The sequence below is a fragment of the Pseudomonas sp. B21-047 genome (assembly GCF_024748775.1).
Taxonomy (GTDB): Bacteria; Pseudomonadota; Gammaproteobacteria; order Pseudomonadales; family Pseudomonadaceae; genus Aquipseudomonas; species Aquipseudomonas capeferrum.
On record NZ_CP087169.1, the window covers coordinates 1,785,142 to 1,811,801 of the forward strand.

The 26,660-nt window shown below is 64.9% G+C and carries 25 protein-coding genes and 1 pseudogene; 15 read left to right on the top strand and 11 right to left on the bottom strand.

Going from position 1 to position 26,660, the window contains the following annotated elements:
* Positions 1–104: 104 nt before the first annotated feature.
* The 4 genes from LOY26_RS08200 to LOY26_RS08215 are packed head-to-tail and all read left to right on the top strand — an operon-like array spanning position 105 to position 5,216.
* Positions 105–587 carry a formate dehydrogenase subunit gamma gene (locus tag LOY26_RS08200; protein ID WP_258714572.1) on the top strand — a complete coding sequence of 161 codons (483 nt, stop codon included), beginning with the start codon at positions 105–107 and terminating at the stop codon, positions 585–587.
* Positions 581–2,140, top strand: a complete 1,560-nt coding sequence (locus LOY26_RS08205; protein WP_033700359.1) for an NADH-quinone oxidoreductase subunit NuoF — start codon at positions 581–583, stop codon at positions 2,138–2,140. Before LOY26_RS08200 ends, LOY26_RS08205 begins: the two co-directional genes overlap by 7 nt.
* Complete coding sequence (fdhF, locus tag LOY26_RS08210; RefSeq protein ID WP_033700357.1) at positions 2,137–5,016, top strand: formate dehydrogenase subunit alpha; 2,880 nt, start codon at positions 2,137–2,139, stop codon at positions 5,014–5,016. Before LOY26_RS08205 ends, fdhF begins: the two co-directional genes overlap by 4 nt.
* Positions 5,013–5,216, top strand: coding sequence for a formate dehydrogenase subunit delta (locus LOY26_RS08215; RefSeq protein WP_033700355.1), 204 nt, complete (start codon positions 5,013–5,015; stop codon positions 5,214–5,216). The genes fdhF and LOY26_RS08215 overlap by 4 nt, the downstream gene beginning before the upstream one ends.
* Before the next feature lie 181 nt (positions 5,217–5,397).
* On the opposite strand, the gene LOY26_RS08220 is transcribed toward LOY26_RS08215, so the two are convergent.
* Complete coding sequence (locus LOY26_RS08220; RefSeq protein WP_047583898.1) at positions 5,398–6,261, bottom strand: universal stress protein; 864 nt, start codon at positions 6,259–6,261, stop codon at positions 5,398–5,400.
* 154 nt (positions 6,262–6,415) lie between these two features.
* Between LOY26_RS08220 and LOY26_RS08225 the strand changes: the two genes are divergently transcribed.
* Positions 6,416–7,033: a tRNA-(ms[2]io[6]A)-hydroxylase gene (locus LOY26_RS08225; protein ID WP_258714573.1), complete on the top strand. Its 618-nt coding sequence runs from the start codon at positions 6,416–6,418 to the stop codon at positions 7,031–7,033.
* A gap of 35 nt (positions 7,034–7,068) precedes the next feature.
* Here the strand turns inward: LOY26_RS08225 and LOY26_RS08230 are convergent, their stop codons facing one another.
* Positions 7,069–7,389 carry a YqjD family protein gene (locus LOY26_RS08230; RefSeq protein WP_033700349.1) on the bottom strand — a complete coding sequence of 107 codons (321 nt, stop codon included), beginning with the start codon at positions 7,387–7,389 and terminating at the stop codon, positions 7,069–7,071.
* Between the two features lie 126 nt (positions 7,390–7,515).
* Between LOY26_RS08230 and LOY26_RS08235 the strand changes: the two genes are divergently transcribed.
* Positions 7,516–7,779, top strand: coding sequence for a hypothetical protein (locus LOY26_RS08235; RefSeq protein WP_186661176.1), 264 nt, complete (start codon positions 7,516–7,518; stop codon positions 7,777–7,779).
* A 6-nt stretch (positions 7,780–7,785) separates the two neighbouring features.
* Here LOY26_RS08235 and LOY26_RS08240 read toward each other — a convergent pair whose 3' ends face one another.
* Complete coding sequence (locus LOY26_RS08240; protein WP_186661177.1) at positions 7,786–8,274, bottom strand: LEA type 2 family protein; 489 nt, start codon at positions 8,272–8,274, stop codon at positions 7,786–7,788.
* A gap of 136 nt (positions 8,275–8,410) precedes the next feature.
* Here LOY26_RS08240 and LOY26_RS08245 point away from each other — a divergent pair.
* From LOY26_RS08245 to zapE, 7 genes and pseudogenes are all read left to right on the top strand, one after another.
* Positions 8,411–8,917, top strand: a pseudogene (locus LOY26_RS08245) (RNA polymerase sigma factor); the annotation flags it as partial.
* Between the two features lie 4 nt (positions 8,918–8,921).
* Positions 8,922–9,794, top strand: a complete 873-nt coding sequence (locus LOY26_RS08250) for a FecR domain-containing protein (RefSeq protein WP_258714574.1) — start codon at positions 8,922–8,924, stop codon at positions 9,792–9,794.
* Positions 9,795–9,914: 120 nt separating this feature from the next.
* Positions 9,915–12,350 (top strand): TonB-dependent receptor, encoded by a 2,436-nt coding sequence (locus tag LOY26_RS08255; RefSeq protein ID WP_186665738.1) that lies wholly within the window; start codon positions 9,915–9,917, stop codon positions 12,348–12,350.
* Between the two features lie 64 nt (positions 12,351–12,414).
* On the top strand, positions 12,415–13,494 hold the full coding sequence (locus tag LOY26_RS08260) for an extracellular solute-binding protein (protein WP_258714575.1): 1,080 nt from the start codon (positions 12,415–12,417) through the stop codon (positions 13,492–13,494).
* Positions 13,495–13,625: 131 nt separating this feature from the next.
* The gene (locus tag LOY26_RS08265) at positions 13,626–13,943 is read left to right on the top strand and encodes a hypothetical protein (RefSeq protein WP_258714576.1); all 318 of its coding nucleotides are present in this window, start codon (positions 13,626–13,628) and stop codon (positions 13,941–13,943) included.
* Between the two features lie 22 nt (positions 13,944–13,965).
* Complete coding sequence (locus LOY26_RS08270) at positions 13,966–15,114, top strand: PQQ-dependent sugar dehydrogenase (RefSeq protein WP_258714577.1); 1,149 nt, start codon at positions 13,966–13,968, stop codon at positions 15,112–15,114.
* Between the two features lie 48 nt (positions 15,115–15,162).
* Positions 15,163–16,272: a cell division protein ZapE gene (gene zapE / locus LOY26_RS08275; RefSeq protein WP_258714578.1), complete on the top strand. Its 1,110-nt coding sequence runs from the start codon at positions 15,163–15,165 to the stop codon at positions 16,270–16,272.
* Positions 16,273–16,274: 2 nt separating this feature from the next.
* Here the strand turns inward: zapE and LOY26_RS08280 are convergent, their stop codons facing one another.
* The 6 genes from LOY26_RS08280 to yegQ all read right to left on the bottom strand — a co-directional run bounded on the left by LOY26_RS08280 (position 16,275) and on the right by yegQ (position 22,195).
* On the bottom strand, positions 16,275–17,273 hold the full coding sequence (locus LOY26_RS08280; protein WP_186661186.1) for an alpha/beta fold hydrolase: 999 nt from the start codon (positions 17,271–17,273) through the stop codon (positions 16,275–16,277).
* 75 nt (positions 17,274–17,348) lie between these two features.
* A complete protein-coding gene (locus LOY26_RS08285; RefSeq protein ID WP_186661188.1) occupies positions 17,349–17,786 on the bottom strand; it encodes a YqaA family protein in 438 nt (145 codons plus the stop codon).
* A complete protein-coding gene (locus LOY26_RS08290; protein WP_186661190.1) occupies positions 17,786–18,214 on the bottom strand; it encodes a DUF411 domain-containing protein in 429 nt (142 codons plus the stop codon). Before LOY26_RS08290 ends, LOY26_RS08285 begins: the two co-directional genes overlap by 1 nt.
* A 14-nt stretch (positions 18,215–18,228) precedes the next feature.
* Entirely contained in the window at positions 18,229–19,098 is an 870-nt protein-coding gene (locus LOY26_RS08295) for a copper resistance protein B (protein WP_156310689.1), read from the bottom strand.
* Positions 19,091–20,782, bottom strand: a complete 1,692-nt coding sequence (locus LOY26_RS08300; RefSeq protein WP_258714579.1) for a copper resistance system multicopper oxidase — start codon at positions 20,780–20,782, stop codon at positions 19,091–19,093. Before LOY26_RS08300 ends, LOY26_RS08295 begins: the two co-directional genes overlap by 8 nt.
* A gap of 78 nt (positions 20,783–20,860) precedes the next feature.
* A complete protein-coding gene (gene yegQ, locus LOY26_RS08305) occupies positions 20,861–22,195 on the bottom strand; it encodes a tRNA 5-hydroxyuridine modification protein YegQ (RefSeq protein WP_186661194.1) in 1,335 nt (444 codons plus the stop codon).
* A 131-nt stretch (positions 22,196–22,326) separates the two neighbouring features.
* Between yegQ and LOY26_RS08310 the strand changes: the two genes are divergently transcribed.
* Together LOY26_RS08310 and LOY26_RS08315 are read left to right on the top strand one after the other, a co-directional pair.
* Positions 22,327–23,391: an AI-2E family transporter gene (locus LOY26_RS08310; RefSeq protein WP_186661196.1), complete on the top strand. Its 1,065-nt coding sequence runs from the start codon at positions 22,327–22,329 to the stop codon at positions 23,389–23,391.
* A gap of 79 nt (positions 23,392–23,470) precedes the next feature.
* A complete protein-coding gene (locus LOY26_RS08315) occupies positions 23,471–24,880 on the top strand; it encodes a PLP-dependent aminotransferase family protein (protein WP_186665757.1) in 1,410 nt (469 codons plus the stop codon).
* On the opposite strand, the gene panB is transcribed toward LOY26_RS08315, so the two are convergent.
* Positions 24,868–25,683, bottom strand: coding sequence for a 3-methyl-2-oxobutanoate hydroxymethyltransferase (panB, locus tag LOY26_RS08320; protein WP_186661200.1), 816 nt, complete (start codon positions 25,681–25,683; stop codon positions 24,868–24,870). The two genes, LOY26_RS08315 and panB, sit on opposite strands and share 13 nt — an antisense overlap.
* 149 nt (positions 25,684–25,832) lie before the next feature.
* A complete protein-coding gene (gene phnX / locus LOY26_RS08325; RefSeq protein ID WP_033700321.1) occupies positions 25,833–26,660 on the bottom strand; it encodes a phosphonoacetaldehyde hydrolase in 828 nt (275 codons plus the stop codon).

Below are 26,660 nucleotides of genomic sequence, written 5' to 3' on the forward strand. Positions count from 1 at the left end.
GCCGACACCACGCAACCGTGACGTGGCCGGTACGCCGCAGCAGAACACGCCGGCCCCTGCCTCTACAACGCCAAGGCAGGGTCCGTGATGCCGAGGTCCGCTGTATGCCTGATGAACTGCTCCACCTGCCTTTGATCCACAGCATCCTGGCCCGTGAAAAGGAGACCCCCGGCGCCCTGTTGCCGATCCTTCACGCCATTCAGCAAGGCATCGGCTTCGTCCCCGATGCCGCTGTCGCCGAAATTGCCCATGCCCTGAACCTTAGCCTGGCCGAGGTGCGTGGGGTGGTCAGCTTCTACCACGACTTCCGTACCACGCCGCCTGCACGCCATACCTTGCGCCTGTGCCGGGCCGAGTCATGCCAGAGCCGTGGCGCCGAGGCCTTGGCCGCGCAACTGCGCGACCAATTGGCGCTGGACGACCATGGCACCAGCGCCGACGGCGCCATCAGCCTGCGCCCGGTGTACTGCCTGGGCGCCTGCGCCTGCTCGCCAGCACTGGAGCTGGACGGCCAATTGCACGCACGCCTCACGCCTGAGCGCCTGCGTGCCCTGGTAAACGGTTGCCTGGAGGGCGAAACATGTTGAAAGTGTTCATCCCCTGTGATTCGGTAGCCCGCGCCGTGGGTGCCGACCAGGTTGCCGAGGCCGTGCAGCGCGAGGCCGAACGCCGGCAGTTGGCGGTCGATATCCAGCGCACCAGTTCGCGTGGCCTGTACTGGCTGGAGCCGCTGCTTGAATGCGAAACCGCACAAGGGCGCCAGGGTTTCGGCCCGGTCACGGTGCACGATGTGCCGGCGCTACTCGATGGCTTGGCAGGCGAGGCCCACGAGCATGCCCTGGCCTTGGGGCCGGTTGAGCAAATCCCTTATCTGAAAAGCCAGCAACGCCTGCTGTTCGCCCGGGCCGGGGTAACCCGGCCGCTGTCGCTGGACGACTACCGTGCCCACGGCGGCTTTGCCGGCCTGGAACACGCGGTGGCGCTGGACGGCGCCGAGGTGGTTGCCGCAGTGCTTGATTCCGGCCTGCGTGGCCGTGGCGGTGCGGCGTTCCCGGCTGGCATCAAATGGCGCACCGTGCGCGATGCCGGGGCTGGGCAGAAGTACGTGGTCTGCAACGCCGACGAAGGCGACTCCGGTACCTTCGCCGACCGTATGCTGATGGAAGGCGACCCGTTTCTGCTGATCGAAGGCATGATCATCGCCGGCCTGGCCGTGGGGGCCGACAAAGGCTACATCTACGTGCGCTCGGAATACCCCGACGCCATTCGCGTGCTCGACCAGGCCTTTGCCATCGCCCGTGACGCCGGCTACCTCGGTGTGAACGTGGCCGGCAGCGGCAAGGCCTTCGACCTGGAAGTCCGGGTTGGCGCTGGCGCTTATATCTGCGGCGAAGAAACCGCGCTGCTGGAGTCCCTTGAAGGCAAGCGCGGCATCGTCCGCGCCAAGCCGCCCTTGCCGGCCCTGCAGGGCCTGTTCGGCTTGCCGACCCTGGTGCACAACGTACTTACCCTGGCCTCGGTGCCGATCATCCTGGCCAAGGGCGCGGCGTTCTACCGCGACTTCGGCATGGGCCGTTCGCTGGGCACCATGCCGTTTCAGCTGGCCGGCAATATCCGCCACGGCGGCCTGGTGGAGCGGGCGTTCGGCCTGACCCTGCGCGAGCTGGTGGAAGGCTATGGCGGCGGTACCGCCAGCGGCCGGCCACTGAAGGCCGCGCAGGTCGGTGGGCCGCTCGGTGCCTGGGTGCCGCCCAGCCACTTCGACACGCCGCTGGACTATGAAGCCTTCGCCGCCATGGGCGCGATGCTCGGCCACGGCGGTGTGGTGGTGGCCGATGACACCCTCAACATGGCCAGCATGGCGCGCTTCGCCCTGCAGTTCTGCGCCGAGGAATCCTGCGGCAAGTGCACGCCCTGCCGCATCGGCTCGACCCGTGGCATGGAGGTGGTGGATCGGCTGATCGCCAGCACCGATTTCACCGAACGCCACGACCACGCCCTGCTGCTGCGCGACCTCTGCGACACGATGCAGTACGGCTCGCTGTGCGCCATGGGCGGGATGACGGCCTACCCCGTGGCCAGCGCGCTCAAGTACTTCCCCGCCGATTTCGGTCTGACTCAGACGGAGGCCGCACAGTGATCAATTTTTTCGACCCCGAGACCGATCTTGGCACCCCGGCCCGCGACAGCCAGGTGCAGGTCAGCCTGAACATCGACGGCCGCGCCATCAGCGTGCCTGCCGGTACCTCGGTGATGCGCGCCGCCGCCATGCTCGGCACCAGCATTCCCAAACTGTGCGCCACCGACAGCCTTGAAGCGTTCGGCTCGTGCCGCATGTGCATGGTGGAAATCGACGGCATGCGCGGGTATCCCGCCTCCTGTACCACCCCTGTCAGCGAAGGCATGGTGGTGCGCACCGAAACCCCGCGCCTGGCCGGGCTACGGCGCAATGTGATGGAGCTGTACATCTCCGATCACCCGCTGGACTGCCTGACCTGCTCGGCCAACGGTAACTGCGAACTGCAGACCGTCGCCGGCCAGGTGGGGCTGCGTGAGGTCCGCTACGGCTACGACGGCGCCAATCACCTGGCTGAGAAGAAGGACGTCTCCAACCCGTACTTCGACTACGAACCCAGCAAATGCATCGTCTGCAGCCGCTGCGTGCGCGCCTGCGAAGACATCCAGGGCACCTTTGCCCTGACCATCACCGGGCGTGGTTTCGACTCGCGGGTGGCGGCGGCTGGGGGCGATAACTTCCTGGCCTCCGAGTGCGTGTCGTGCGGTGCTTGCGTGCAGGCGTGCCCGACCGCCACCTTGACCGAAAAGAGCCTGGTGCAGCTCGGCCAGCCCGAACGTGCGGTGATCACCACCTGCGCCTACTGCGGTGTCGGCTGCTCGTTCCGTGCCGAGATGAAGGGCGACCAGTTGGTGCGCATGGTCCCGGACAAGAACGGCGGCGCCAACCATGGCCACGCCTGCGTCAAGGGCCGCTTCGCCTGGGGCTATGCCACCCACCCGGACCGCATCACCAAGCCGATGATCCGCAAGCGCCTCGAAGACCCGTGGCAGGAAGTCAGCTGGGAAGAGGCGGTAAACTACGCAGCCAGCGAGTTCCGGCGCATTCAGCTCAAATACGGGCGTGATTCGATTGGCGGCATCACCTCCAGCCGCTGCACCAACGAAGAGGCTTACCTGGTGCAGAAACTGGTGCGCGTGGCGTTTGGCAACAACAACGTCGACACCTGCGCCCGGGTGTGTCATTCGCCCACCGGCTACGGCCTCAAGCAGACCCTCGGTGAATCGGCCGGTACCCAGAGCTTCGATTCGGTGATGCAGGCCGACGTGGTGCTGGTGATTGGCGCCAACCCCACCGATGCCCACCCGGTGTTCGGCTCGCAGCTCAAGCGCCGCCTGCGCCAGGGCGCGCGGCTGATCGTCATCGACCCACGGCGCATCGACCTGGTCGACTCGCCCCACGCCCGCGCCGAGCTGCACCTGCAACTGCGCCCTGGCACCAACGTGGCCATGCTCAACGCCCTGGCCCATGTGATCGTCAGTGAAGGCTTGCTGGCCCAGCGCTTTATTGACGCGCGCTGCGAGACCGAGGACTTCGCCCGCTGGCGCGACTTCGTCAGCCTGCCAGAGAACGCGCCGGAAGTACTCGGCCCGGTCTGCGGCGTGCCTGCCGAGCAGATCCGCGCCGCAGCCCGGCTGTACGCCACCGGCGGCAACGCGGCCATCTACTACGGCCTGGGTGTCACCGAGCACAGCCAGGGCAGCACTGCGGTGATGGGCATCGCCAACCTGGCCATGGCCACCGGCAACATTGGCCGCGAAGGGGTAGGGGTGAACCCACTGCGTGGGCAGAACAACGTGCAAGGTTCGTGCGACATGGGCTCGTTCCCGCACGAACTGCCCGGCTACCGGCATATCTCCAACGAAGGGGTACGTGCCGAATTCGAGCGGGCCTGGGGCGTGACCTTGCAACCCGACCCGGGCCTGCGCATTCCCAACATGTTCGAAGCGGCCCTGGATGGCAGCTTCAAGGCGCTGTACTGCCAGGGTGAGGACATTGCCCAGAGCGACCCCAACACCCAGCACGTCACTGCGGCCCTGCATGCCATGGAGTGTGTGGTGGTGCAGGACATCTTCCTCAACGAAACGGCCAAGTTCGCCCACGTGTTCCTGCCGGGCAGTTCGTTCCTTGAAAAGGACGGCACCTTCACCAACGCCGAGCGGCGTATCTCGCGGGTGCGCAAGGTCATGGAGCCGCTGGCCGGCAAGGCCGACTGGGAGGCCACGGTGGCCTTGGCCAACGCCTTGGGCTACCCGATGCAGTACCGCCACCCGTCCCAGATCATGGACGAGATCGCCCGCCTGACGCCGACCTTCCACCGCGTCAGCTACGCCGAACTCGACCGCCATGGCAGCCTGCAGTGGCCGTGCAACGATGCCGCGCCCGATGGCACGCCGACCATGCACATCGACCAGTTCGTGCGCGGCAAGGGGCGCTTCATGCTCACGGGTTACGTGCCCACCGACGAGAAGGTCAACAGCCGCTACCCGCTGTTGCTGACCACCGGGCGTATCCTCAGCCAGTACAACGTTGGCGCCCAGACCCGGCGCACCGGCAACGTTGCCTGGCATGATGCCGACCGCCTGGAGCTGCACCCGACCGATGCCGAGAGCCGTGGCATTCGCGACGGTGACTGGGTGGGTATCGGCAGCCGTGCCGGGCAGACGGTGCTGCGCGCCAAGGTCAGTGCGCGGGTGGCGCCGGGGGTGGTGTACACCACGTTCCACTTCCCTGAGTCTGGCGCCAACGTGATCACCACCGACAACTCCGACTGGGCCACCAACTGCCCTGAATACAAGGTGACGGCGGTGGAGGTGGTGAAGGTGTTCCACCCGTCTGAATGGCAGAAGCGCTACCAGGACTTCAGCGACGAACAGCGCCGCCTGCTCAAGGAGCGCCGCACCGCCGAGCAACCGGAGAACGCCGAGGTGCGCCGATGAGCAGCGACAACCTGGTCAAGATGGCCAACCAGATTGCCCATTATTTTGACAGCGAACCGAACCGGGTGCTGGCGGTGCAGGGGGTGAGGCAGCACTTGCAGAGCTTCTGGACGCCGGCGATGCGCCGGCAGTTGCTGGCGTGGAGCGAGGCCAATGGCGGGGAAGGCCTGGACCCAAAAGTGCGTGAGGCGCTGACCTAGCCCTTCGCGCGAGGCAACGCCTTGCCTGTGTAGGAGCGGCCTTGCCGGGGCGCCGGACCGGTCGGAAAGGGCCGCATAGCGGCCCCGGCGATTTTTGCTGCGACACAGAACCTGGGGCCGCTACGCAGCCCTTTCGCGACGCAAGGCCGCTCCTACAAAAGCATGTTGATGCTGTGCTGGCCTACCCGCGGGCCAGTTCTGTCAGGTGGGCAATCGCTTCTTCGCTCTTGAGCACTAGCACATCCCCTTCGAGCGAGTCGAGCACCACCTCCGACGTATTGCCGATCAAGGCACCGGAAATCCCCGTGCGGGCCACCGTGCCGATCACCGTGACCACGGCGCCGAACCTCTTCTCGGTATGGGGTATCAGCACATCGGCCGGGCCTTCGGCGACATGCAGGCGTTCATCGCTGATGTCGAACTCGGCCTGAAACGCGCGGCAGGCTTCGCGGTAGCGCTCTGCAATGGTCTCGCTGAGCTGGTAGACCGGGTCCGCAGCCGACAGCATGGGGGAGGGGTGCGCACTGATGACGTGCAACTGACCTTTAGCCAGGCCGGCAATGGCATAGCCATGGTCGATGATACTTGCGTGCAACCGGCGGTGATCCTCATCCTGGTTGCCGACATCCACGGCCGCCAGAATTACCCCGCCCGTCCATGGCCGCTCGGTTTTCACCATCAGCACCGGGCTGGGGCACAGGCGCAGCAGCTTCCAGTCGCTGGGCGTCAGCAGTGCTTTTTTCAGGGGGTTGTCCGGCCGGTGCTCCTTGATGACCAGCTCGCAGCCTTCAGCTTGCTGCACCGCGATGATCGACTCGTGAAGGGTGTCGTGCCAGGCCTGCTCAAAGGTCACGTTGTCATACCCGTCATCGTGCAACTGGCTGCACAGCAGGCTGAGCAGCGCGCTGTGGTCCTGCTTCTTGTCACACATCAACAGGTGCAGGCGCGCGCCGGTCACCCCTGCGATTAGCTTGGCGCGGGTCAAGGCCCGGCTATGGGCATGCGCGGGGTCGAGGACGACGAGGATGCTGCGGACGGCTTGCATGGGCTTGAGCTCCGTTCAAAGATGGCGGCCAATGCCTGACTATAGTCGGCGCCCCACCCGCCGCCGCTTGATGTACATCAAGCATAGTCACTGGCGCTGCCGCTTGCCGCCGGTATAATCGCCGGCCCTGCCTGTTCTGTCTGGTTGCACGTTTATGTCCTTGATCCCCGAAATCGACGCCTTTCTTGGCTGCCCGACCCCAGATGCCTGGATCGAAGCGGCGCTTGCCGACCAGGAAACCCTGCTGATCGACCACAAGAACTGCGAGTTCAAGGCCGCCAGCACCGCCTTGAGCCTGATCGCCAAGTACAACACGCACCTGGACCTGATCAACATGATGTCGCGCCTGGCCCGCGAGGAGCTGGTGCACCATGAGCAGGTGTTGCGCCTGATGAAGCGTCGGGGTGTGACTTTGCGCCCGGTGTCGGCCGGGCGTTATGCCTCGGGCCTGCGCCGCCTGGTGCGTGCCCATGAACCGGTCAAACTGGTGGATACCCTGGTGGTTGGGGCTTTCATCGAAGCACGCAGTTGCGAGCGCTTTGCCGCACTGGTGCCGCACCTGGATGAAGAGCTGGGTACCTTCTACCACGGCTTGCTGAAAAGTGAAGCGCGCCATTACCAGGGCTACCTGAAGCTGGCCCATCAGTATGGTGAGGCAGCGGACATCGCCCGCCGGGTGGAGCTGGTACGTGAGGCCGAGGCCGAACTGATCCAGTCACCGGACCAGGAGCTGCGCTTCCATAGCGGTATCCCGCTGGCGCAGGCCGCCTGAAACCGGTCAGGCGGCGCTGCGGCCGTTAGCGCTGCTTAGTAACGGCGGCCCAGCAACAGGCCGACCACCAGGCCGAAGCCTGCGGACACGGCAACGGTCTGCCAGGGGTGGCCGCCGATGTAGTCCTGGGTGGCATCCACCACCGGCTGGGCCTTGTCACGCACATTGCTCGCCGCCTGGCGGGCCTGGCGCAGTTTCAGGCTGACTTGGGCGCGCAGGGTTTCTGCCTCCTCGCCAACCAGGGCTGCGCTGTCGTTGAGCAGCTTTTCGGATTCTTCGATCAATGCCTGCAGTTCGCTGAAGACCTGATCCTTGATCTGATCGCTGGCGGCTTGTGCGGCGTTTTTTCGGGCCATGAACTCATCCTCGTCAATGGGGGGGTGAACAATGGATGCCGGCGCGTCGGGAAAGTTGCGCCGGCTTTCCGGTGACGCATCGCTACGGTGTAAGATAGCGGCCATTTTCAACAGGCAGGTACCTTCATGAGTTTCAATCTGGCCAACAAGAGCTTCGAGGAACGGGCGCAGATCGAGGCAGAGAAGGCGCGGTTGTTCGAAATGTGGCAGAGCAACCTGGGCAAGGCCAAGGGCGAAGCGGCCCGGCTGATTTCCGAAAAGCCACGGCGCAAGGGTAAATGGGCCGAGTGGGTGCGTGCCGAGCTTGAAGGCATGTCGCCGCCCGAATACGCCAGCATGGTGCGCAGTGAGGTCAACAAGATGATGGCCGCCGCCAACAACAGCCGCTGAGGCTGTCTACCTGCCAGCGCCCGCAGCCGTCGGCAAATCCAGCGTGCCTTCGTCGGTGAAGCGGACGGTGCCCAGCCACCCGCCTGCCAGTTTGCCGCGCAGTACATAGGGTAGCCCTTGCAGCGAATTGCGCTGGCCCAGGCCATAGGCCTGGCGCAGGAAGGAAAACGCGGTGACGCTGACCGGCACTACGATCACTGCCTCGTCGAAACGGCCTATATGCCCCTGCTGGTCACTCACACCGGCGGCCAGCGGCTGGCCGTTGACCTGCAGGTCGAGCGCGATGCCGTTGTAGTCGATCGGGGTTTCGTTAGGGTTCTGTACGCGTATTTTCACCGCCATGCGCAGTTCCAGCTCCTGGCCGGGCAGCGGCTCGATGCCAATCACGCTGATGTTGAGCGGGTCGCGCGCCTGGAACAACGCACAGGCGCTGAGGCCGAACGCCAACAGCAGTACCAGGCAGCCGCGGGCACAGCGGTGCAAATGGGCAGTCATGGGTTGCAACCTTGCCAGAAGAATTCAAGCGTCAGTGTGGCAAATGCTCTCTGACGTTGAAAGTGGCGTGCACAATGAAAGATACTGTTTCTCATTAACGCCCGACAATTCCTCTTACTGGCCTTTCTCCTACCTCATGCTGACGTCTCCCGTGTCTGGTCTGCTGGCGAGTTTCCAGGAGCACTACGACGACCTCCTGCAGTTCCTGACCCGGCGCATGAGCGATCGCCAGCGCGCCGCCGACGTCGCGCAGGAGACGTACCTGAAGCTGGTGAAGATCGACCAGCAAGCGGTCCCGGTGCTGCATGCGCGCAGTTTCATCTTTCGGGTCGCGGGCAACCTGGCGATCGATGCTTTGCGCCGTGAGCAACGCAACGCTGCCCGTCACGATGACAGCGATGGCACAGGGGAGGTGGCCTGCCCGGCGCCGGCGCCCGAGGCGGCGTTGCTTGCCCGCGAGCGCCTGCAGATACTCGACGAGGCGCTGTTGCAGCTGCCCAGCAACGCCCGCCAGGCGCTGTTGCTCAACCGCATCGAAGGCCTGACCCAGGCACAGATTGCACAACGGCTGGGCGTTTCCGAAAGCATGGTGGCAAAATACATCGGCCAGGCACTGCGCCATTGCCGTGACTGGCTCAAACACAACCATGACTGAGCCTTACGCCATGCCTGCAGCCCAACCGCTCAGCGACCTCAGCGACGATGCCATCGATTGGCAGGTGCTGTTGCACGCGGGCAATGCCACGGCGGCGGACCACGCCCGCTATCAGCGGTGGTGCGCATTGAGCCCGGCGCATGCCGAGGCGGCGCGCGAGGCGCAAGCGCTGTGGCAAGACATTGGCCACACCCCGACCGCCCAGGTTGTCGCGCCACCACCCGTTCGGCGCCGACGGCACTGGGCGGCCGGCTTGGCGGCCTCGGTGGTGTTGATGGCCGCAGGCTTTACCGGCTGGCAGCAGGCCCCAATCTGGCTGGCGGACTACCACACCGGGCTGGGGCAGCGGCAGGCTATTACCCTGGCCGATGGCTCGCGGGTACTGCTGAACAGCGGCAGTGCCTTGACGGTGGCATTTACCGAGCGTGAGCGCCGAGTGGTACTCAATGCTGGCGAGGCCTTGTTCGAAACGGCCAACGACGCACGGCCCTTTGTGGTCGATACCGCAGGCGAGGCGGTGCGGGGCACGGCGGCGACGTTCAGCGTGCGCCGCGATGGCCGCGTGGTGCTGGCCCAGGGCGAGGCCACGGTGGGTGAGCGCAGGGTGCCGGTGTCGCCCGATGCCAGCGCACAGACCGCCTGGCAGCGCGGCAAGCTGATTTTCAACGGCAAGCCGCTGGGGCAGGTGCTGGCAGAGCTTGAGCGTTACCAGCAGGGGCGCATTTTGCTGTCCGATACCACGCTGGCTGCCCTGGAAGTGAGCGGGGTGTTCGACCTCGATGAGCCCCAGGCACTGCTGCGTACCTTGGAGCAGCGTTATGGCCTGAAGGTCACCTACCTGCCCTGGTTGGCCGTGGTGCACTGAGCCTGCAAAAAATAATCGAAATATTTTTCATCTGCCGCTGCAAGTTCATCCAGGCCAGATCGTCGTAGTGGGACTGCTCAGCAACCCATTCTCATTTACGACTTGTCTGGAAGCTCATTCGTGGCCCTTACGCTCAAGCCCTTGCACCGCCGCAGCGGTTCTCTCCATCACGCCTTGCTGTCTTGCAGTGCCCTGGCCATGCTGGCTGGCCCGCTGCAGGCGTTGGCCTCGACCGCTGCGCAAGCGGCCCAGGTCGAAGCCCGCCAGGTGCAGTTGGACGTGCCGGCCCAGCCACTGGACCAGGCCCTGACGGCGTTCGCCGACCAGGCCGGTTTGCACTTGCTGTACACCACCGGTGATGTGTCGGGCCTGAATAGCCAGGCCTTGCAGGGCAGCTACAGCATCGAGCAGGCGTTGCAGCAGTTGCTGGCCGGCAGCGGCATGGGCTGGCAGTTCAGCGATGCCCGCACCGTCACGCTGCGCAAGGCGGACACTGCGCCGCAGGCTGTCAACTTGAAGCCCATCGAAGTCAGCGTCGCCTCGCGCACGAGCACCGCCATCAGTGAAATCCCCGGCACCGTCTGGGTGGTCGATCAGCAGCAACTGCGCGAGCAGATCGACAGCGGTGTGAGCCTGAAGGAAGCCATCGGCAAGCTGGTGCCGGGCCTGGACCTGGCCCCAGAGGGGCGCACCAACTACGGCCAGAACATGCGTGGGCGCAATGTGCTGGTGATGATCGACGGGGTCAGCCAGAACAGCTCGCGCGGCCTGTCGCGCCAGTTCGACAGTATTTCGCCGTTCAACGTCGAGCGTGTCGAAGTGCTGTCGGGTGCCAGTGCCCTCTACGGGGGTGGCGCCACCGGCGGCATCATCAACATCGTGACCAAGAAGGGCGAGCCCGGCCCGGCACGCTTCGAGACCCAATTAGGTGCCAGCAGCGGTTTCAACAACAGTGACGACCTGGCCACCCGCATCGCCCAGTCGATCAGCGGCGGCAACGAGCGGGTCAGCGCCCGCCTGGGCATCTCCGGCGAGCAGAATGAAGCCTTTTACGACGGCGCTGGCGACCAGATATTCATCGACAATACCCAGACCGACCTGCAGTACAACCGCACAATCGACGTGCTCGGCACCTTGGGCCTGACCCTGACCGACGAGCAGAGCCTGGACCTGCTGGCCCAGTACTACGACTCGGGCAACCACGGCAGCACGGGTATCTACTTCCCCAACCTCAACCACAACGCCCCCTCGGACCTGGAAGACGCCGAACTGCGCAGCGGCTATTCCTCCGACCTAGAGCCACGCACCCGGCGCCTGTTGCTCAACGCCAACTACCATCACACCGATGTGCTGGGCCAGGACTTCTACCTGCAGGCCTCGTACCGCAAGGAAGACGACAACTTCTACCCGTTTCCGTACTACAACCGCGCCACCCCCACCGGGGCGCGCGGGGTGTACTTCGCCGCATCACAACAGAACTTCGAAGTCACCAGCCTCAAAGGCCTGTTCGCCAAACAATGGGATGCGCTCAAGCTGACCTACGGCGTCGACCTGGACCGCGAGCGCTTCAACGCCGAACAGACCACCTTCGATGCCCTGACGTCATCCGAAAGCGGTGGCCTGGAAATGGACAAGGCCAGCAAGGCCGCGCGCTACCCCAGTTACCGGGTTGACGGTGTGTCGGTGTACGCCCAGCTCGACTGGCATGCCACCGACAACCTGACCTTGTCCGGTGGCGCGCGGCGCCAGCAGATGGACGTGGATGTCAGCGATTTCAAAGGCGTACCCGGCGGCAGCAACGATTATCAGGTCAGCCTGTACAACGTCGGCGCCATTTACGATTTCAAGAATGGCCATCAGCTGTGGACCAACTACGGTGAAGGTTTCGACCTGCCAGACCCGGCCAAGTACTACGGCAAGCCAGGCCTGAGCGTCGCCGACAACCCGCTGGCCGGTATCAAGAGCCGCCAGGTCGAACTCGGCTGGCGCTTTGCCGACCTGGACTGGGACGCCCAGGCGGCGCTGTACTACATCTGGTCGGACAAGATCATCAACGTCGACTCGCAAACGCTGACCATCAACGTCGAAGAGCAGAAGAGCCGCGACTTTGGTTTCGAAGGTGCGTTGACCCGTCACTTCCAGAGCGGTTGGGAGGCCGGTGGTACCTTGCACCTGACCCGTTCCGAAGAAGAGGCCGCCAACGGTGGCTGGAACAAGCGCGATGCCCGCTATGCGTCGCTGTCCAAGTCCACCGCGTTCGTCGGCTGGAAGGGCGATGGCCGCAGTGCGCGGCTGCAGGCCAACCACGCATTCAGCCTCAAGGACGATGCCGATCACGAAATCGACGGCTACACCACCTTCGACCTGCTGGGCAGCCAGGACACTGGCTTCGGCACCTTCAGTGCAGGCATCCAGAACTTGCTGGACAAGCAGTACAGCACGGTCTGGGGGCAGCGTGCGACGTTGTTCTATGCACCGACCTATGGGCCAGCGTACCTGTATGACTACCAAGGGCGTGGGCGCACCTACACCCTGACCTGGAGCATGGCCTACTGATTGGCGCAGCCTGAAAACCCTTGGGCTACAGTGACGGGCAGCCCCCTTTGCCGAGGTGTCCGTCATGCGTCGATCGCTGTGCCTGTTGTCCGTGTGCCTGGCCCTGCCGCTGCAGGCCCAGGAAAAGGTCGTCAACCTCTACAGCTGGGCCGACTATGTCGCCCCGCAAACCCTTCAGCGCTTCGAGCACGAAACCGGCTACAAGGTGCGCTACGACACCTTCGACACCACCGAGGTGCTGGAGACCAAGCTGCTGACCGGGGGCAGCGGCTACGATGTGGTGGTGCCGTCATCCACCGTGCTGGCCCGTGCCCTCAAGGCCAATGCCCTGCAGCCGCTCGAAGCCCAGGCCATGCCGGGTTATGCCAACCTCGACCAGGACCTGCTGGCCAAGCTGGCCGAGGCCGACCCCGGCAACCGCTATGCGGTGCCCTACACCTGGGGCACTTTGGGCCTGGGGGTGAACGTCGAGGCCGTACGCCAGCGCCTGGGCGATGTGCCGCTGGACAGCCTCGACCTGTTGTTCAAGCCCGAGTACGCCAGCCGCCTGAAGGACTGCGGTATCGCCATGCCCGACTCGCCGCAGGAAATGATCGGCCTGACCTTGAACTACCTGGGCAAGGACCCCTACAGCCAGGACAAAACCGACCTTGCAGCGGCGCAGAAACTGCTGAACCAGCTGCAGCCTTCGATCCGCTATGTCGCCAACGGCCGGCAGATCAGCGACCTGGCCAACGGCAGTGTGTGCCTGGCACTGACCTACAACGGCGATGCGGCGATGGCCGCTGACCAGGCCCGCCGTGCGGGCAAGCCGTTCGAGCTGATCTACCGCATCCCCCAGGAAGGCACCGTGGTCTGGCAAGACAACCTGGTCATCCCCAAGGATGCGCCGCACCCTGAAGCGGCCCGGGCGTTCATCGCCTTCATGCTCAAGCCGGAGTCGGTTGCGGCACTGACCAACACGCTGTTCTTCGCCAATGCCAACCGCGCAGCCACGCCCTTGGTGGACGAAGCCGTGCGCAACGACCCGGACATCTACCCGCCTACCCAGGTACGTAAGCGGCTGTATGCCGACCGCAGCATGGCGCTTTCCGACCTGCGCCAACGCAACCGCCTGTGGATGGCCTTTCGCAGCGGCCAGTAAACCCGCCCGTGCGGGTCCATACTGAAACATCAGGAATTATCTCCAGCTGCATTCACACTTTTGCCGCGAACCCCTCGCGCCTTAGGCTATCAAACGCACAAGGCGCGGCATTTTCGTACAGGAGGTGAAGCATGAACCTGACCCTGCCAATCCTGGCCATCGGCCTGGCGTTGTGTATGCCCGCGCGCGCCGCGCCGGTTGTGCCCTTGCAGCTCGCTGCCAGCAACAACAACCCGTACAACAGCCCGATCCAGCGTGCCAACCCCAACAGTCGGCAAGGCAGCATGCCTGCCACACCGCCGGTGCGCGGGCCTTCGACCGACCCCTACCAGCGCACGCCGTCACTGGACAACCGCGGCATTGGCAACGGCGACAACCTGCGTCGCCAACAGCAGACCCCCAGTCTGGAACCCACCCGGCCACCGCGCGATAACCCACGCGCGCCGTGAGCCCCGTTGCAAGGAACCCTGCATGACCAGAGCTACCTGGCTGACCACCGTGACCGCTGCCGCGCTGCTGCCTTTGCTGGCGCAAGCGGCCTCCGAACAGCAGTTCCCCAGCGAGCAAGGGCAGTTGACCGTCAATACCGTGGCCGACGGCCTGCGCAACCCTTGGGCACTGGCCTTCCTGCCCGGTGGCAAAGACATGCTGGTCACCGAACGCCCCGGCAACTTGCGGCTGGTGAACGCCGAAGGCAAGGTCGGCCCGCCCATCAGCGGTGTGCCCAAGGTCTGGGCCGAGGGCCAGGGCGGCTTGCTGGATGTGGTGTTGTCGCCGGCATTCGGCAAGGACCGTACCGTTTACCTGTCCTATGCCGAAGCGGGCGATGACGGCAAGGCCGGTACGGCGGTTGGCCGGGGCCAGTTGTCTGAAGACCGCGCGCGGTTGGAGAACTTCACCGTGATCTTCCGCCAGCAGCCCAAACTGTCGGTGGGCAACCACTTCGGCTCGCGGCTGGTGTTCGACCGTGAGGGTTATCTGTTCATCGCCTTGGGCGAGAACAACCAACGGCCAACCGCCCAGGACCTCGACAAGCTGCAAGGCAAGATCGTGCGCATTCTGCCCGACGGCGAAGTGCCCAAGGACAACCCCTTCGTCGGCCAGGCCAACGTGCGGCCCGAGATCTGGTCGTTCGGCCACCGTAACCAGCAGGGGGCGGCGCTCAACCCTTGGACAGACACGCTCTGGACCCACGAGCACGGCCCGCGTGGCGGTGACGAAATCAATATTCCGCAGCCCGGCAAAAACTACGGCTGGCCGATTGCTACCCACGGCATCAACTACTCGCTGCTGCCGATTCCGGAGGCCAAGGGCAAGCATGTACAGGGCATGGTCGACCCGCACCATGTCTGGGAGAAGTCCCCGGGCATCAGCGGCATGGCGTTCTACGACAGCCCGACATTCAAGGGCTGGGACCATAATCTGTTCATTGGTGCGCTGGCCAGCCGGGAGCTGATTCGTCTGCAGCTCAAGGGCGACAAGGTCGTGCACGAGGAGCGCTTGCTGGGGGACCTCAAGGCACGTATCCGTGATGTGCGGGTAGGGCCGGATGGCTACTTGTATGTACTGACCGACGACAAGGACGGCCAATTGTTGAAAGTGGGCCTCAACGAAGGCTGAGGGGCAGGGCCGGCTTGCCGGCGAGGGGGGCGGTACTGATAATGCCGCATGACCTCAGACCCGCAGACCCTCTACCAACAAGCCCTGGCCGACCACGGCTATGTCCACGACCCTGCACAGGCCGATGCGGTCAACGCGCTGCAGGCCTGTTTCGAGGCAGTGGCACACGGTCGCCCGACCCAGGGCATCTACCTCTGGGGCCCGGTCGGCCGTGGCAAGACCTGGCTGATGGACCAGTTTCACCGCTGCCTGCAGCTGCCCAGCCGACGCCAGCACTTTCACCATTTCATGGCCTGGGTGCACCAGCGCCTGTTCCAGCTCAACGGCACCGCTGACCCGCTGCTGGCCCTGGCCCGTGAATTGGCCAGGCAGATACGTGTGCTGTGTTTCGACGAGTTGTTCGTCAACGACATCGGCGATGCGATCATCCTCGGGCGGCTGTTCCAGGTACTGTTCGATCAGGGCGTGGTGATCGTCGCCACCTCCAACCAGCCACCAGACCAGCTCTACCGCGACGGCTTCAACCGTGACCGCTTCGTGCCGGCAATTGCGGCCATCGAGCGGCACATGCGGGTGCTGTCGGTGGCCGGTGAGCAGGACCATCGCCTGCACCCGGGCGCGCAGCGCCAGCGCTATTGGGTGGTTGAACCCGGCGCGCGTGGGGTGCTCGCCGAGGTGTTTCGCCAGCTCAGCCCGGCAGACCCGGGGAGCGACCAGCCATTGGCCATAGGCTCAAGGCAGATCACGGTCATCCGGCGCAGCGAGCAGGCCATCTGGTGCCGCTTTGGCGACCTCTGCGAGCAATCCTTGGCGGCCACCGAGTTCATGGCGTTGTGTGACCGCTTCCCCTCGATTCTGCTGGAAGGGGTACCGGCGTTGGGTGGTGAACAACGGGCCGGCCGCATCGCCCGGGGTACAGAAGATGGCGCGGCGCGGGTCGCGGCAGGGGACCGTGAGCTGCCGGCGCTGTCGCCCAAGGACGATGCGGTGCGCCGGTTCATTGCGCTGGTCGACGAATGCTACGACCGCCGTGTGGCGTTGTATGTAGAGGCGCAGGTACCGCTCGATGCGCTGTACACGCAAGGGTACCTGGCGTTCCCGTACCAACGCACCCTGAGCCGCTTGCGCGAGATGCAACTGCAGCGCTTCGGCTCGTAGGCTTAGCGCTCCAGCCACTCGATCAGGGTCCGGTTGAACCGCACCGGCTCTTCGATCTGCGGCGCGTGGCCCATGCCTTCGAATGTCACCAGTTCACCCTGGGGGATCAGCTTGGCCACCTGCGGCCCCAGCACCTGGTACTTGCCCAACTGTGCCTTGACTTCTGGCGGTGCGATATCGCTGCCAATGGCCGTGGTGTCCTGATCGCCGATCAGCAGCAGGGTCGGCATCTTCAGGTCCTTGAACTCGTGGTACACCGGTTGGGTGAAGATCATGTCGTAGATCAGCGCCGAGTTCCACGCCACTGCTTCGTGGCCCGGGCCTTGGTTCAGGCCTACCAGCATCTGCACCCAGCGCTCGTACTCCGGCTTCCAGCGCCCGGCGTAGTACGTCTTGCGCTCATACTCACGTACCCCTGCGGCATCGAGCTTGAGCTCCCGTGCATACCACTGGTCCACCGTACGATACGGCACGCCCAGGGCTTTCCAGTCCTCAAGGCCGATCGGGTTGACCATCGCCAGGCGCTCGACCTGCTGCGGGTACATCAGTGCATAGCGGGTGGCGAGCATGCCGCCTGTGGAGTGGCCCAGCACAATGGCCTGCTTCACACCCAACTGGTCGAGCAGGGCATGGGTGTTGTCTGCCAGTTGCTGGAAGCTGTACTGGTAATACGCGGGTTTGCTGGAGGTGCAGAAGCCGACCTGGTCCGGGGCGATGACCCGGTAGCCGGCCTTGCTCAGGGCATTGATGGTGGTTTCCCAGGTGGCGGCGCAGAAGTTCTTGCCATGCATCAGCAGCACGCTGCGGCCGTTGGCCTGACCTTGGGCAGGCACGTCCATGTAGCCCATCTGCAGGGGTTGGCCCTGGGATTTGAAATCGAAATGCTTGAGCGGGTGAGGGTAGCTGAACCCTTCGAGCTGTTTACCGTAGGTGGGCGACTCGGCGGCGATGGCCGGGCCGCCGACAAGGCAGGCCAGAGCCAGGGCGGTTGCGCGCAGCATGGGGGCACTCCGTGTAGGGCCATGTAGGAATTGGCGACTGTAACAGTGAGTTGACCCCCGCAAGCGGCAAAGGTGTTACCAGGCGTGAAACCAGCCCAGGGTGAGCATGGCCACCACCGCGTAACGGCCGGCCTTGGCCAGGGTTACCAGCAGCATGAAGCGCCAGAACGGCTCGCGCATGATCCCGGCGATCAGGGTGAGCGGGTCGCCGATCACTGGCATCCAGCTCAGCAGCAGCGACCACTGCCCCCACCGCTGGTAGCGCTGCTGGGCACGCTCCAGTTGGACGGCGCTGAACGGGAACCAACGCTTGTCACGCCAGTGTTCGATGGCCCGCCCCAGTAGCCAGTTGACCACCGAGCCGAGCACATTGCCCAGGGTAGCCACCAGCAGCAAGGTTACCCAGGCATCGGGCTGGCGCAGCAGCAAGCCGACCAGCACCGCCTCCGATTGCAGCGGCAGCAGGGTGGCGGCGCCGAAGGCGCTGAAAAACAGCGCCCATAGGCTGAGCATCAGTAGTTGGCGACCACGGTGTCCTTGCCATCCTGGGTCACGCCGATGACCTGGTAGGCGTCTTTGTGGTCACCCATTTCCATGCCCGGTGAGCCCATGGGCATGCCCGGCACGGCCAGGCCCTTGAGGTCGTTTCGCTTGGCCAGCAGGCGAACCTGTTCGGCCGGTACATGGCCTTCGACGAACTTGCCGTCGATCACCCCGGTATGGCACGAGGCCAGGCGCGGCGCCACGCCCAGGCGTTGCTTGACCGCGCTCATATTGGGTTCGACGTGGTCATTGACGGTGAAGCCGTTGTCGCGCAGGTGGCTGATCCAGGCCTTGCAGCAGCCGCAGTTGGGGTCGCGGTACACATCGATGGTTTCGGCGGCCTGGGCCAGGCCGGTGATGGCCAGCAGGCCGACGGTGAGCAGGTGTTTGCGCAGCATGGTGAAGCACTCCTTTAGAAACGCAGGCGGATACCGGCCACCAGGCGGGTCTGGCCTGTGTCTTCGCCGTCTTCGCGGGCCTGATCGGCGCGGTTGCCGTGCAGGCGATTGAAACTGACCCCGAGGTAGGGCGCAAAGCCACGGCTGATCTCGTAGCGCAGGCGCAGGCCGACCTCGCTGTCAGCCAGCCCTGTGCCTTGCTCACGGCCGCCATCGTTGCGGCCGAAGAAGTTGGCTTCCAGGGTGGGTTCGAGTATCCAGCGGTTGGTCAGCAGCATAGCGTAAGCGGCTTCCAGGCGCAGCGCGGTCTGTTGCCGCTCGCCGGCATAGGCGGTGGCCTCCAGCTCTACGCCATACAGCGGTGTGCCCTGGATGCCGAAGGCTGCCCAGGCCTGGCCGCTGGCGGGCTTGAAGTCTTGGCGCAGGCCGCCGACCAGTTCCCACCAGGGGCTGATGGCGTGGCCCCACAGCGCCTGCAGTTCGGCCTTGTGGGTCTGGCCTTGCTCGCGCTCGCCTTCGCTGCGCAGCCACAGCCGGTCGATATCGCCGCCGACCCAGGCGCTGGCGTTCCAGTTCAAGGCACTGCCGTTGTCCACATGCTGGTATTCGAGCTGGTCGACGATCACTGCCCAGTTGAGCGCGCGGTCATGCACCTGGTGCCCTGGCAGCGGCGCGAAGGCGGCGTGGCGGTCGGCGTCGCTGAGCATCGGCAATGGCGTGCGCGGTTGCTGCGCAGGCGGCGTGGCATGGTTCATCTGGCGGTGGTCCATGGGCATGGCGCCGTGGTCCATGTGCTGCATGCCGGCGGCCAGGACGCGCTCACTGGCGAGCAATGCCAGCAGGGCTACGCCGGTGATGATGCGGCGGTTGTTGGGCTCATTCATCGACCCGTACCTCGCGGAACATGCCGGTCTCCATGTGGTAGAGCAGGTGGCAGTGGTAGGCCCAGCGGCCCAGGGCGTCGGCAGTGACCCGGTACGAGCGGCGGCTGCCGGGCGGGATGTCGACGGTATGCTTGCGCACCTGAAAGCGCCCGTGCTCGTCCTCCAGGTCGCTCCACATGCCGTGCAGGTGGATGGGGTGGGTCATCATGGTGTCGTTGACCAGGGTGATGCGCACGCGCTCGCCGTAGGTCAGGCGCAACGGTGCGGCATCGCTGAACTTGACCCCGTCGAACGACCAGGCGAAGCGCTCCATGTGGCCGGTCAGGTGCAGCTCGATGTCGCGTGACGGTTCGCGGCCGTCGGGGTCGGGGTAGGGGCTGCGCAGGTCGGCATACGTCAGCACCCGCCTGCCATTGCCGCGCAGGCCGATGCCTGGGTCGGCAAGGTTGGGCTGTGGGGCCATGGTTTGCATGTCCACCAGTGGGTTGTCGGTTTCGCTGGCCGGGTGCTGCTGCATGGCGGGCATGGCCGAATGGTCCATGCCGGCCATATTGCTGTGGTCCATGCCGGCCATGGCGCCGTGGCCCATGTCGGCCATGCTCAGCACCGGCCGAGGGTCGGGCTGCGGCACCGGTGCCTGCAAGCCGCTGGCGCGGGCCAGGGTGCCGCGGGCGTAGCCGCTGCGGTCCATGCTCTGGGCGTACAGGGTGTAGGCGGGCAGGTTGCCGACGGTTACCAGCACGTCGTAGGTTTCGGCCACGGCGATGCGCAGTTCGTCCACGCTGACCGGCGTCACCGGCAGGCCGTCGGCGGCGATCACCGTCAGCTTCAGGCCGGGGATGCGAAAGTCGAAATAGGTCATGGCCGAGGCATTGATCAGCCGCAGGCGCACGGTTTCACCCGGTTGGAACAGGCAGGTGAAGTTGCCGTCCGGCGGCTGGCCATTGAGCAGGTAGGTGTAGGTGGCTGCGCTGATATCGGCAAGGTCGGTGGGGCTCATGCGCATGCTTGCCCAGCCCATGCGTTCGGCGACCGTAGCGCCCCAGCCATTGTCAGCCACGTCATCGATGAAGTCACCGAGCGTGCGCTTGTGGTAGTTGAAGGCGTCGGATTGCTTCTTCAGGGTCGCCAGCAGCTGCTCGGGAGGTTGGTCCGACCAGTCGCTGAACAGCAGCACATGGTCACGCTGGTAGCGGTGCGCCTCGGCTTCGCGGGGTTCGATGACGATCGCCCCATACACCCCCGCCTGCTCCTGCAGCCCGGAATGGCTGTGGTACCAGTAGGTGCCGCTTTGGCGCAGGGTGAACTGGTAGAGGTAGCTGCCCCCAGGCTCGATACCGGCAAAGCTCAGGCCAGGGACGCCGTCCATGTTGGCCGGCAGAAGGATGCCATGCCAGTGGATCGAGGTGGCCTGATCGAGGTGGTTGCGCACGCGCAGGCTGACCGTATCACCTTCGCGCCAGCGCAGCACCGGGCCGGGCAGGCTGTTATTGACGGTTAGGGCTGTGCGCGGGCGGCCGGTGATATTGACGGCGCTCTGGCCGACCGACAGCTCGAAGTGCTGCCCGGCCAGGTCGCGGCCATCGGCTGCCTGGGCCAACGGCCGCCACAGGCCCAGGCCTGCCAGTGTGGTGGCGGCGCCCAGGCCTTTGACGAAGGTACGACGGGAGGGGGTGCGCAACATGGCGAGGCCTCATGCGAGAGAGCCCCGATGTTCGCCTGTGCCGGCTGTCAGCCAGCTGAGCTGCACATTACAGCGTTGTCAGGCGGCGGCTTCTTCGTGGCGCAGGTCGCGCATCAGCAGGCCGTACTCCAGGGAGACCTGTTCAGGGATCGGCAGGTACACCACATGGCCGTCCCCTGGGGCCACTTCGAGGGCTTGCTGCTGGCGGCCGCACAGGCGGTGCAGGTCGAAATGGTAGTTGCCACGCGGTGTCATCAGCTCCAGGTGGTCGCCCACGGCGAAGCGGTTCTTGACCTTGACCTCGGCCAGGCCGTCCACGCGCGCGCCGGTCAGCTCGCCGACGAACTGCTGGCGTTCGGACAGTGAGTTGCCACGCTGGTAGTTCTGGTACTCGTCGTGCACATGCCGGCGCAGAAAACCTTCGGTGTAACCGCGCTGGGCCAGGGATTCAAGGTTGTCCATCAGGGCGCGATCGAAAGGCCGGCCGGCCACGGCGTCATCGATCGCCTGGCGGTACGACTGCACCGCGCGGGCGCAGTAAAAGTGCGACTTGGTCCGGCCCTCGATCTTCAGCGAGTGCACGCCCATGCCGGCCAGGCGCCCGACGTGCTGGATGGCGCGCAGGTCCTTGGCGTTCATGATGTAGGTGCCGTGCTCGTCCTCGAACGCCGGCATCGCGTCGTCTGGGCGGTTGCTTTCGTGCAGCAGGAAGACGTGCTCGGTGGGCGCACCGAGGCCCAGGGTCGGCTCGACCTGGCGCACGATGTCGCCCGTGGCGTCTTCGCCGGCGGGCGTGGCTTGGTACTTCCAGCGGCAGGCATTGGTGCAACTGCCTTGGTTGGCGTCGCGCTTGTTGAGGTAGCCCGACAGCAGGCAGCGGCCGGAATAGGCCATGCACAGCGCGCCGTGGACGAAAACCTCCAGCTCCATGCCCGGCACCTGCTGGCGGATTTCTTCGATCTCCTCCAGCGACAGCTCCCGCGACAAAATCACTCGGCGTATCCCCTGCTGTTGCCAGAACTGCACGCTGGCCCAGTTGACCGTGTTGGCCTGCACCGACAGGTGTACTGGCATCTCTGGGTAGTGCTGGCGCACCAGCATGATCAGGCCGGGGTCGGACATGATCAGCGCATCCGGTGCCATCGCGATCACCGGTGCGAGGTCCTTGAGGAAAGTCTTGAGCTTGGCATTGTGCGGGGCGATGTTGACCACCACGTAGAAGTGCTTGCCCAGGGCATGCGCTTCCTGGATGCCCAGCGCCAGGTTGGCGTGGTCGAATTCGTTGTTGCGCACCCGCAAACTGTAGCGCGGCTGGCCGGCATAGACCGCGTCGGCGCCATAGGCGAAGGCATAACGCATGCTCTTGAGGGAGCCGGCGGGGGCCAGCAGTTCGGGCTTGGCGGGAGGGTTCATGGACGCACCGGGGCAAAAGGTGCGGATGCTAAGCACCTGCCGGCCACAGCGTATTGACCTGAATCAACGGAGCAGCGGCACTTTTGCGGCAGCGGCGGGCACTAATGTCCAAGAACCCGCGAGGAAGTGCCATGAACCCAACCGCTCTACAGAACAAAGCCCTGGCAGTCCTCCTGACGCTGGTGACCATTGCCTTCGTCTGGATCCTGCTGCCGTACTACGGTGCGATCTTCTGGGCGGTGATACTGGGCATCCTGTTTGCCCCCTTGCAGCGGAACCTGCTGATCCGCTTTGGGCGGCGGCGCAACCTGGCAGCGTTCACCACCTTGATGGTGTGCCTGCTGGTGGCGGTGCTGCCGGTCATCATCACCAGTGCCCTGCTGGTGCAGGAGGGCGCCACGCTGTACCAGCGCATCGAGAGTGGGCAACTGGATATCGCCGGCTACGTCGAGCGCGGCAAGGACATGCTGCCGGCCTTCGCGCAAAACAGCCTGGACAGCATGGGCATGGGTAACTTGGATGGGCTGCGCGACAAGATCACCAAGTGGGCCACGCAGGGTAGCCAGGTGCTGGCCAGCCAGGCATTCAACTTTGGCCAGGGCACGTTCGAGTTTCTGATCAGCTTCGGCATCATGATGTACCTGCTGTTCTTTTTTCTGCGTGAGGGGCCGGAAGTCGCCAGGCGAGTGCGGTTGGCGGTGCCACTGCCCGAGCACCAGAAGCGCCGGTTGCAGTTGAAGTTCAACCGTGTGGTGCGGGCGACGGTCAAGGGCAACGTGCTGGTTGCCATTACCCAGGGCGCGCTGGGCGGTCTGATCTTCTGGGTGCTGGATATTCCGAGTGCGCTGGTGTGGGCGGTACTGATGGCGTTTCTGTCGCTGTTGCCAGCGGTGGGGGCGGGCATCGTGTGGGCGCCGGTGGCGGCGTACTTCCTGCTGACCGGGGCGATTTTGCCGGGGGTGATCCTGAGCGCGTTCGGCGTGCTGGTGATCGGCCTGGTGGACAACGTGCTGCGGCCGATTCTGGTGGGCAAGGATACGCGCATGCCAGACTACCTGATCCTGGTTTCCACCTTGGGCGGGCTGGCGGTGTTCGGGCTCAACGGGTTCGTGATCGGGCCGTTGATCGCGGCGTTGTTCGTGTCGAGCTGGGCGATTTTTGCCGCGACCAAGCCGCAGGTGCAGTTGCCGGAATAAAGGTTGCGCCGCTGATGCTGGACGCTGGGCAGGGGCTTTCGTTTACCCTGTAGCCGTTATCTGCCTACGATGCCCGAGTATGGATACCCGCCACAGCGACAAACCCGGCTTCACCTACCAGGCGGTCTACCGCTACCTGCTCGACTGGATCGAGGCGGCGCCTTGCGACGTGGAGCAGCGCATGCCGTCGTTGCGTGATCTGGCCCAGCGGCTGAGTGTTTCGGTCTCCAGCACCAAATACGCCTATGCGCTGCTCGAGGACCAGGGGCGGGTGATTGCGCGGCCCAAGCGGGGCTACTTCACCGTCACCCGTAGCGCGCCGTTGCGCAGGGAGCCCTCCGCGAGCTTGCTCGACACCGTGTTTGCCAGCGCACGCCAGCCTGGCATGCTGGCCCTTGGCAGTGATGCGCCGGCCATGCTGCTGTCGCTGGATACACCGCTGCTGATGATCGAACGGGAGTTGGCGCGCCAATACCCGCGTGCCCAAGTGCCGCTGTATCAACCGTTCGGTGAACCTGAATTGCGCAGCGTGCTGGCGGGCATTTATACCCGCTCGGCGCAGCGTTGCTGGCAAGCCGAGCACGTGTTCATCGGTGCCGACCTGCGCAGCATGCTGGAGCTGGCGGTGCGTGCCCTGAACCTCGAGGGCGAGGTGGCGCTGGTCGAGTCGCCCTGCAGCTGGGCGGTACTGAGGCAGTTGCAGGCCGCGCGCATGACCATCATCGAAGTGCCCTTGGGCGACGACGGTCGGTTCGACCTGCAGCAGTTGCATCAACTGCTGAGCACCGTACCGGTGCGCCTGGCAGTGCTGTCGTCAACCACCAATGCGCCTCAGGGTGGCCTGATGCCGGCCGAGGACAAACTGCAGATCTGCCGCTGGCTGGCCGAGCGCGAGGTGTGGCTGTTCGAGAACGACGGGTATGGCGAACTGTGTTTCCACGAGGCGGCGCCGCGCTATCGTGATTTCGCCGACCCCGACCGGCTGTTGGTGTTCGCTGCCTTCGACAAGGTGATCGGTGCCGAGGCGCCTTATGGCTATCTGCTGTGCAAGCGCCATGCCGAGCGCTTGCAGCACGTGTTTCTGGAGCGCGGTTTTCGGTTGTCACCGATTCGCCAGAAGGCGATCGCCAAGTTGTTCACCTCGCGTCGGGTAGAGCAGCATCTGCAACGCCTGCGGCCTTTGCTGCGCGCTCGCATGCTGCACATGAAGGCGTTGCTGGAGGCCCACGGCCAAGGCTGCCTGCGTATCGTCGAGCCGCAGGGTGGGGCGAGCCTGTGGCTGGCGGCGACCCGGCCAGTGGACATGCGCCGGGTCTTCGAGCGGCTGTTGGCCCAGCGCATCGTCATCGCGCCGGGGGAAATCTTCAGCCAATGTGGCCTTTGGCAGGGCCACCTGCGGCTGTGCTACACGCTGGACTGGGACAAGGACATTGGCCAGGCGCTGCAACGCCTGGTCAAGGCGATTCAGGACGAGGCTCAGACCCCGTAGCAGTGATGCATTTCGGGGAAGGCGCCGTCGCGCACTTCGTCAGCGTAGCGGGCGCAGGCCTCGCGGATCACCTGGCCGACGTCGGCATACTGCTTGACGAAGCGTGGCACGTGTTCGCCGCCCAGCCCCAGCAGGTCTTCGGTGACCAGCACCTGGCCATCGCAAGCGGGTGAGGCGCCAATGCCGATGGTCGGTTTGTCGGTGGCCTCGGTGATGGCGCGGGCAATGGGTTCGGCCACGCCTTCGAGCACCAGGCTGAAGGCACCAGCCTCAAGGTTGGCCTGCGCATCGGCACGCAGTGCAGCGCCACTGTCGGGGCTCATGCCTTGGGCCTTGTAGCCGCCCATCACATTGATGAATTGCGGCATCAGGCCGATGTGCGCCATGACCGGTATGCCGCGCGCGACCAGAAACGCCACGGTGCTTGCCAAGGCCTGGTTGGCCTCCAGCTTTACCGCGTCGCAACCGGTGCTGGCGAGTACCTGGGCGCAGTTGCGAAACGCCTGCTCATGGGATTCCTGGTAGCTGCCGAATGGCATGTCGGCGATCACGCAGGCCAGGCGCGTGCTGTCTACGACCGCCCGGGTATGGCCAATGATTTCGTCCAGGCGCATGCCCAGGGTGGACGGGCGGCCGTAGCCGACCATCGCGGTGGAGTCACCCACCAGAATGAAATCGACCAGGGGGTCGATGACCTTGGCAATAGCGCTGGAGTAGGCCGTCAGCGAAACGATTTTCTGCCGGCCTTTCATGGCCACCAGCTGCGGTACCGTCAGCCGTCTGTTGCGGGTATGCGTGCTCATCGGTGTTCCCTTTGCGGTGTAATCGTCAGGAAAGAGGTGGCCCGATTATTGAGTTTCGCAGTCACGGCGCAATGTACAGAATGGCCCTGGAAAACAACCCAGATGTGCACCTGGGGCTGCAAGGCAACCCCAGGCGCCAAGCGCGACGGTCAGCAGGCCTGCGGCATCTCGCCCTTGGCCAGGCGCTGGTTGATATCGGCAATCACCTCGGGCAGCTCGTTGATGGTGTCGATCAGGTAGTGCGGGCGGGAACTGGCGAACAGCGCATGAATGCGCTTGCGCTCGCTTTCCAGCGCCTCGGCACTCAGCGCCTGGTAGCCTTCCCAGGTCAGGCCCAGGGCATTGCCGGAGCACACCAGGGCCACGGTCCACATGCCCGCACGACGGCCTTCGAGGATACCCGGCACGGTGTCATCGACCTTCACACAGGCCGCCACGTCATCGATGCCCAGGGCAATCACGTTGGCCAGGGCCTGGGCCGGCCATGGGCGGCCATTCGGGGTTTCGTCGGTGGCCACCACATGGTCGGCCACGTAGCCGTTCTGCGCGGCCAGCGCCACCACCTTGTCCATGACCACCTTCGGGTAACCCGAGCACGAGCCGATCTTCAGGCCGCCCTGGCGCAGGCCGGTGAGGGTGTCCAGCGCGCCGGGGATCAGCGCCGAGTGCACGGCGATTTTTTCGATCTGCAGCGGCATGAAGCGGTTGTAGAGGGCGGTGACGTCATCGTCGGTCGGGGTGCGGCCGAACACCTTGCGGTAGCGCTCGGCGATGTCTGGCACGTTGCACAGGGTGCGGATGTGGTCCCACTTGCCCATGCCCATCGGGCCACGGGCTTCTTCGATGGAGACCTGGACATCGAACTCGGCGAAGGCTTCGACGAAGATCTGCGTCGGGGCGAACGAGCCGAAATCGACCACGGTGCCGGCCCAGTCGAGGATGGCGGCTTGCAGCTGTGTTGGGTTGCTGTAGTTCAT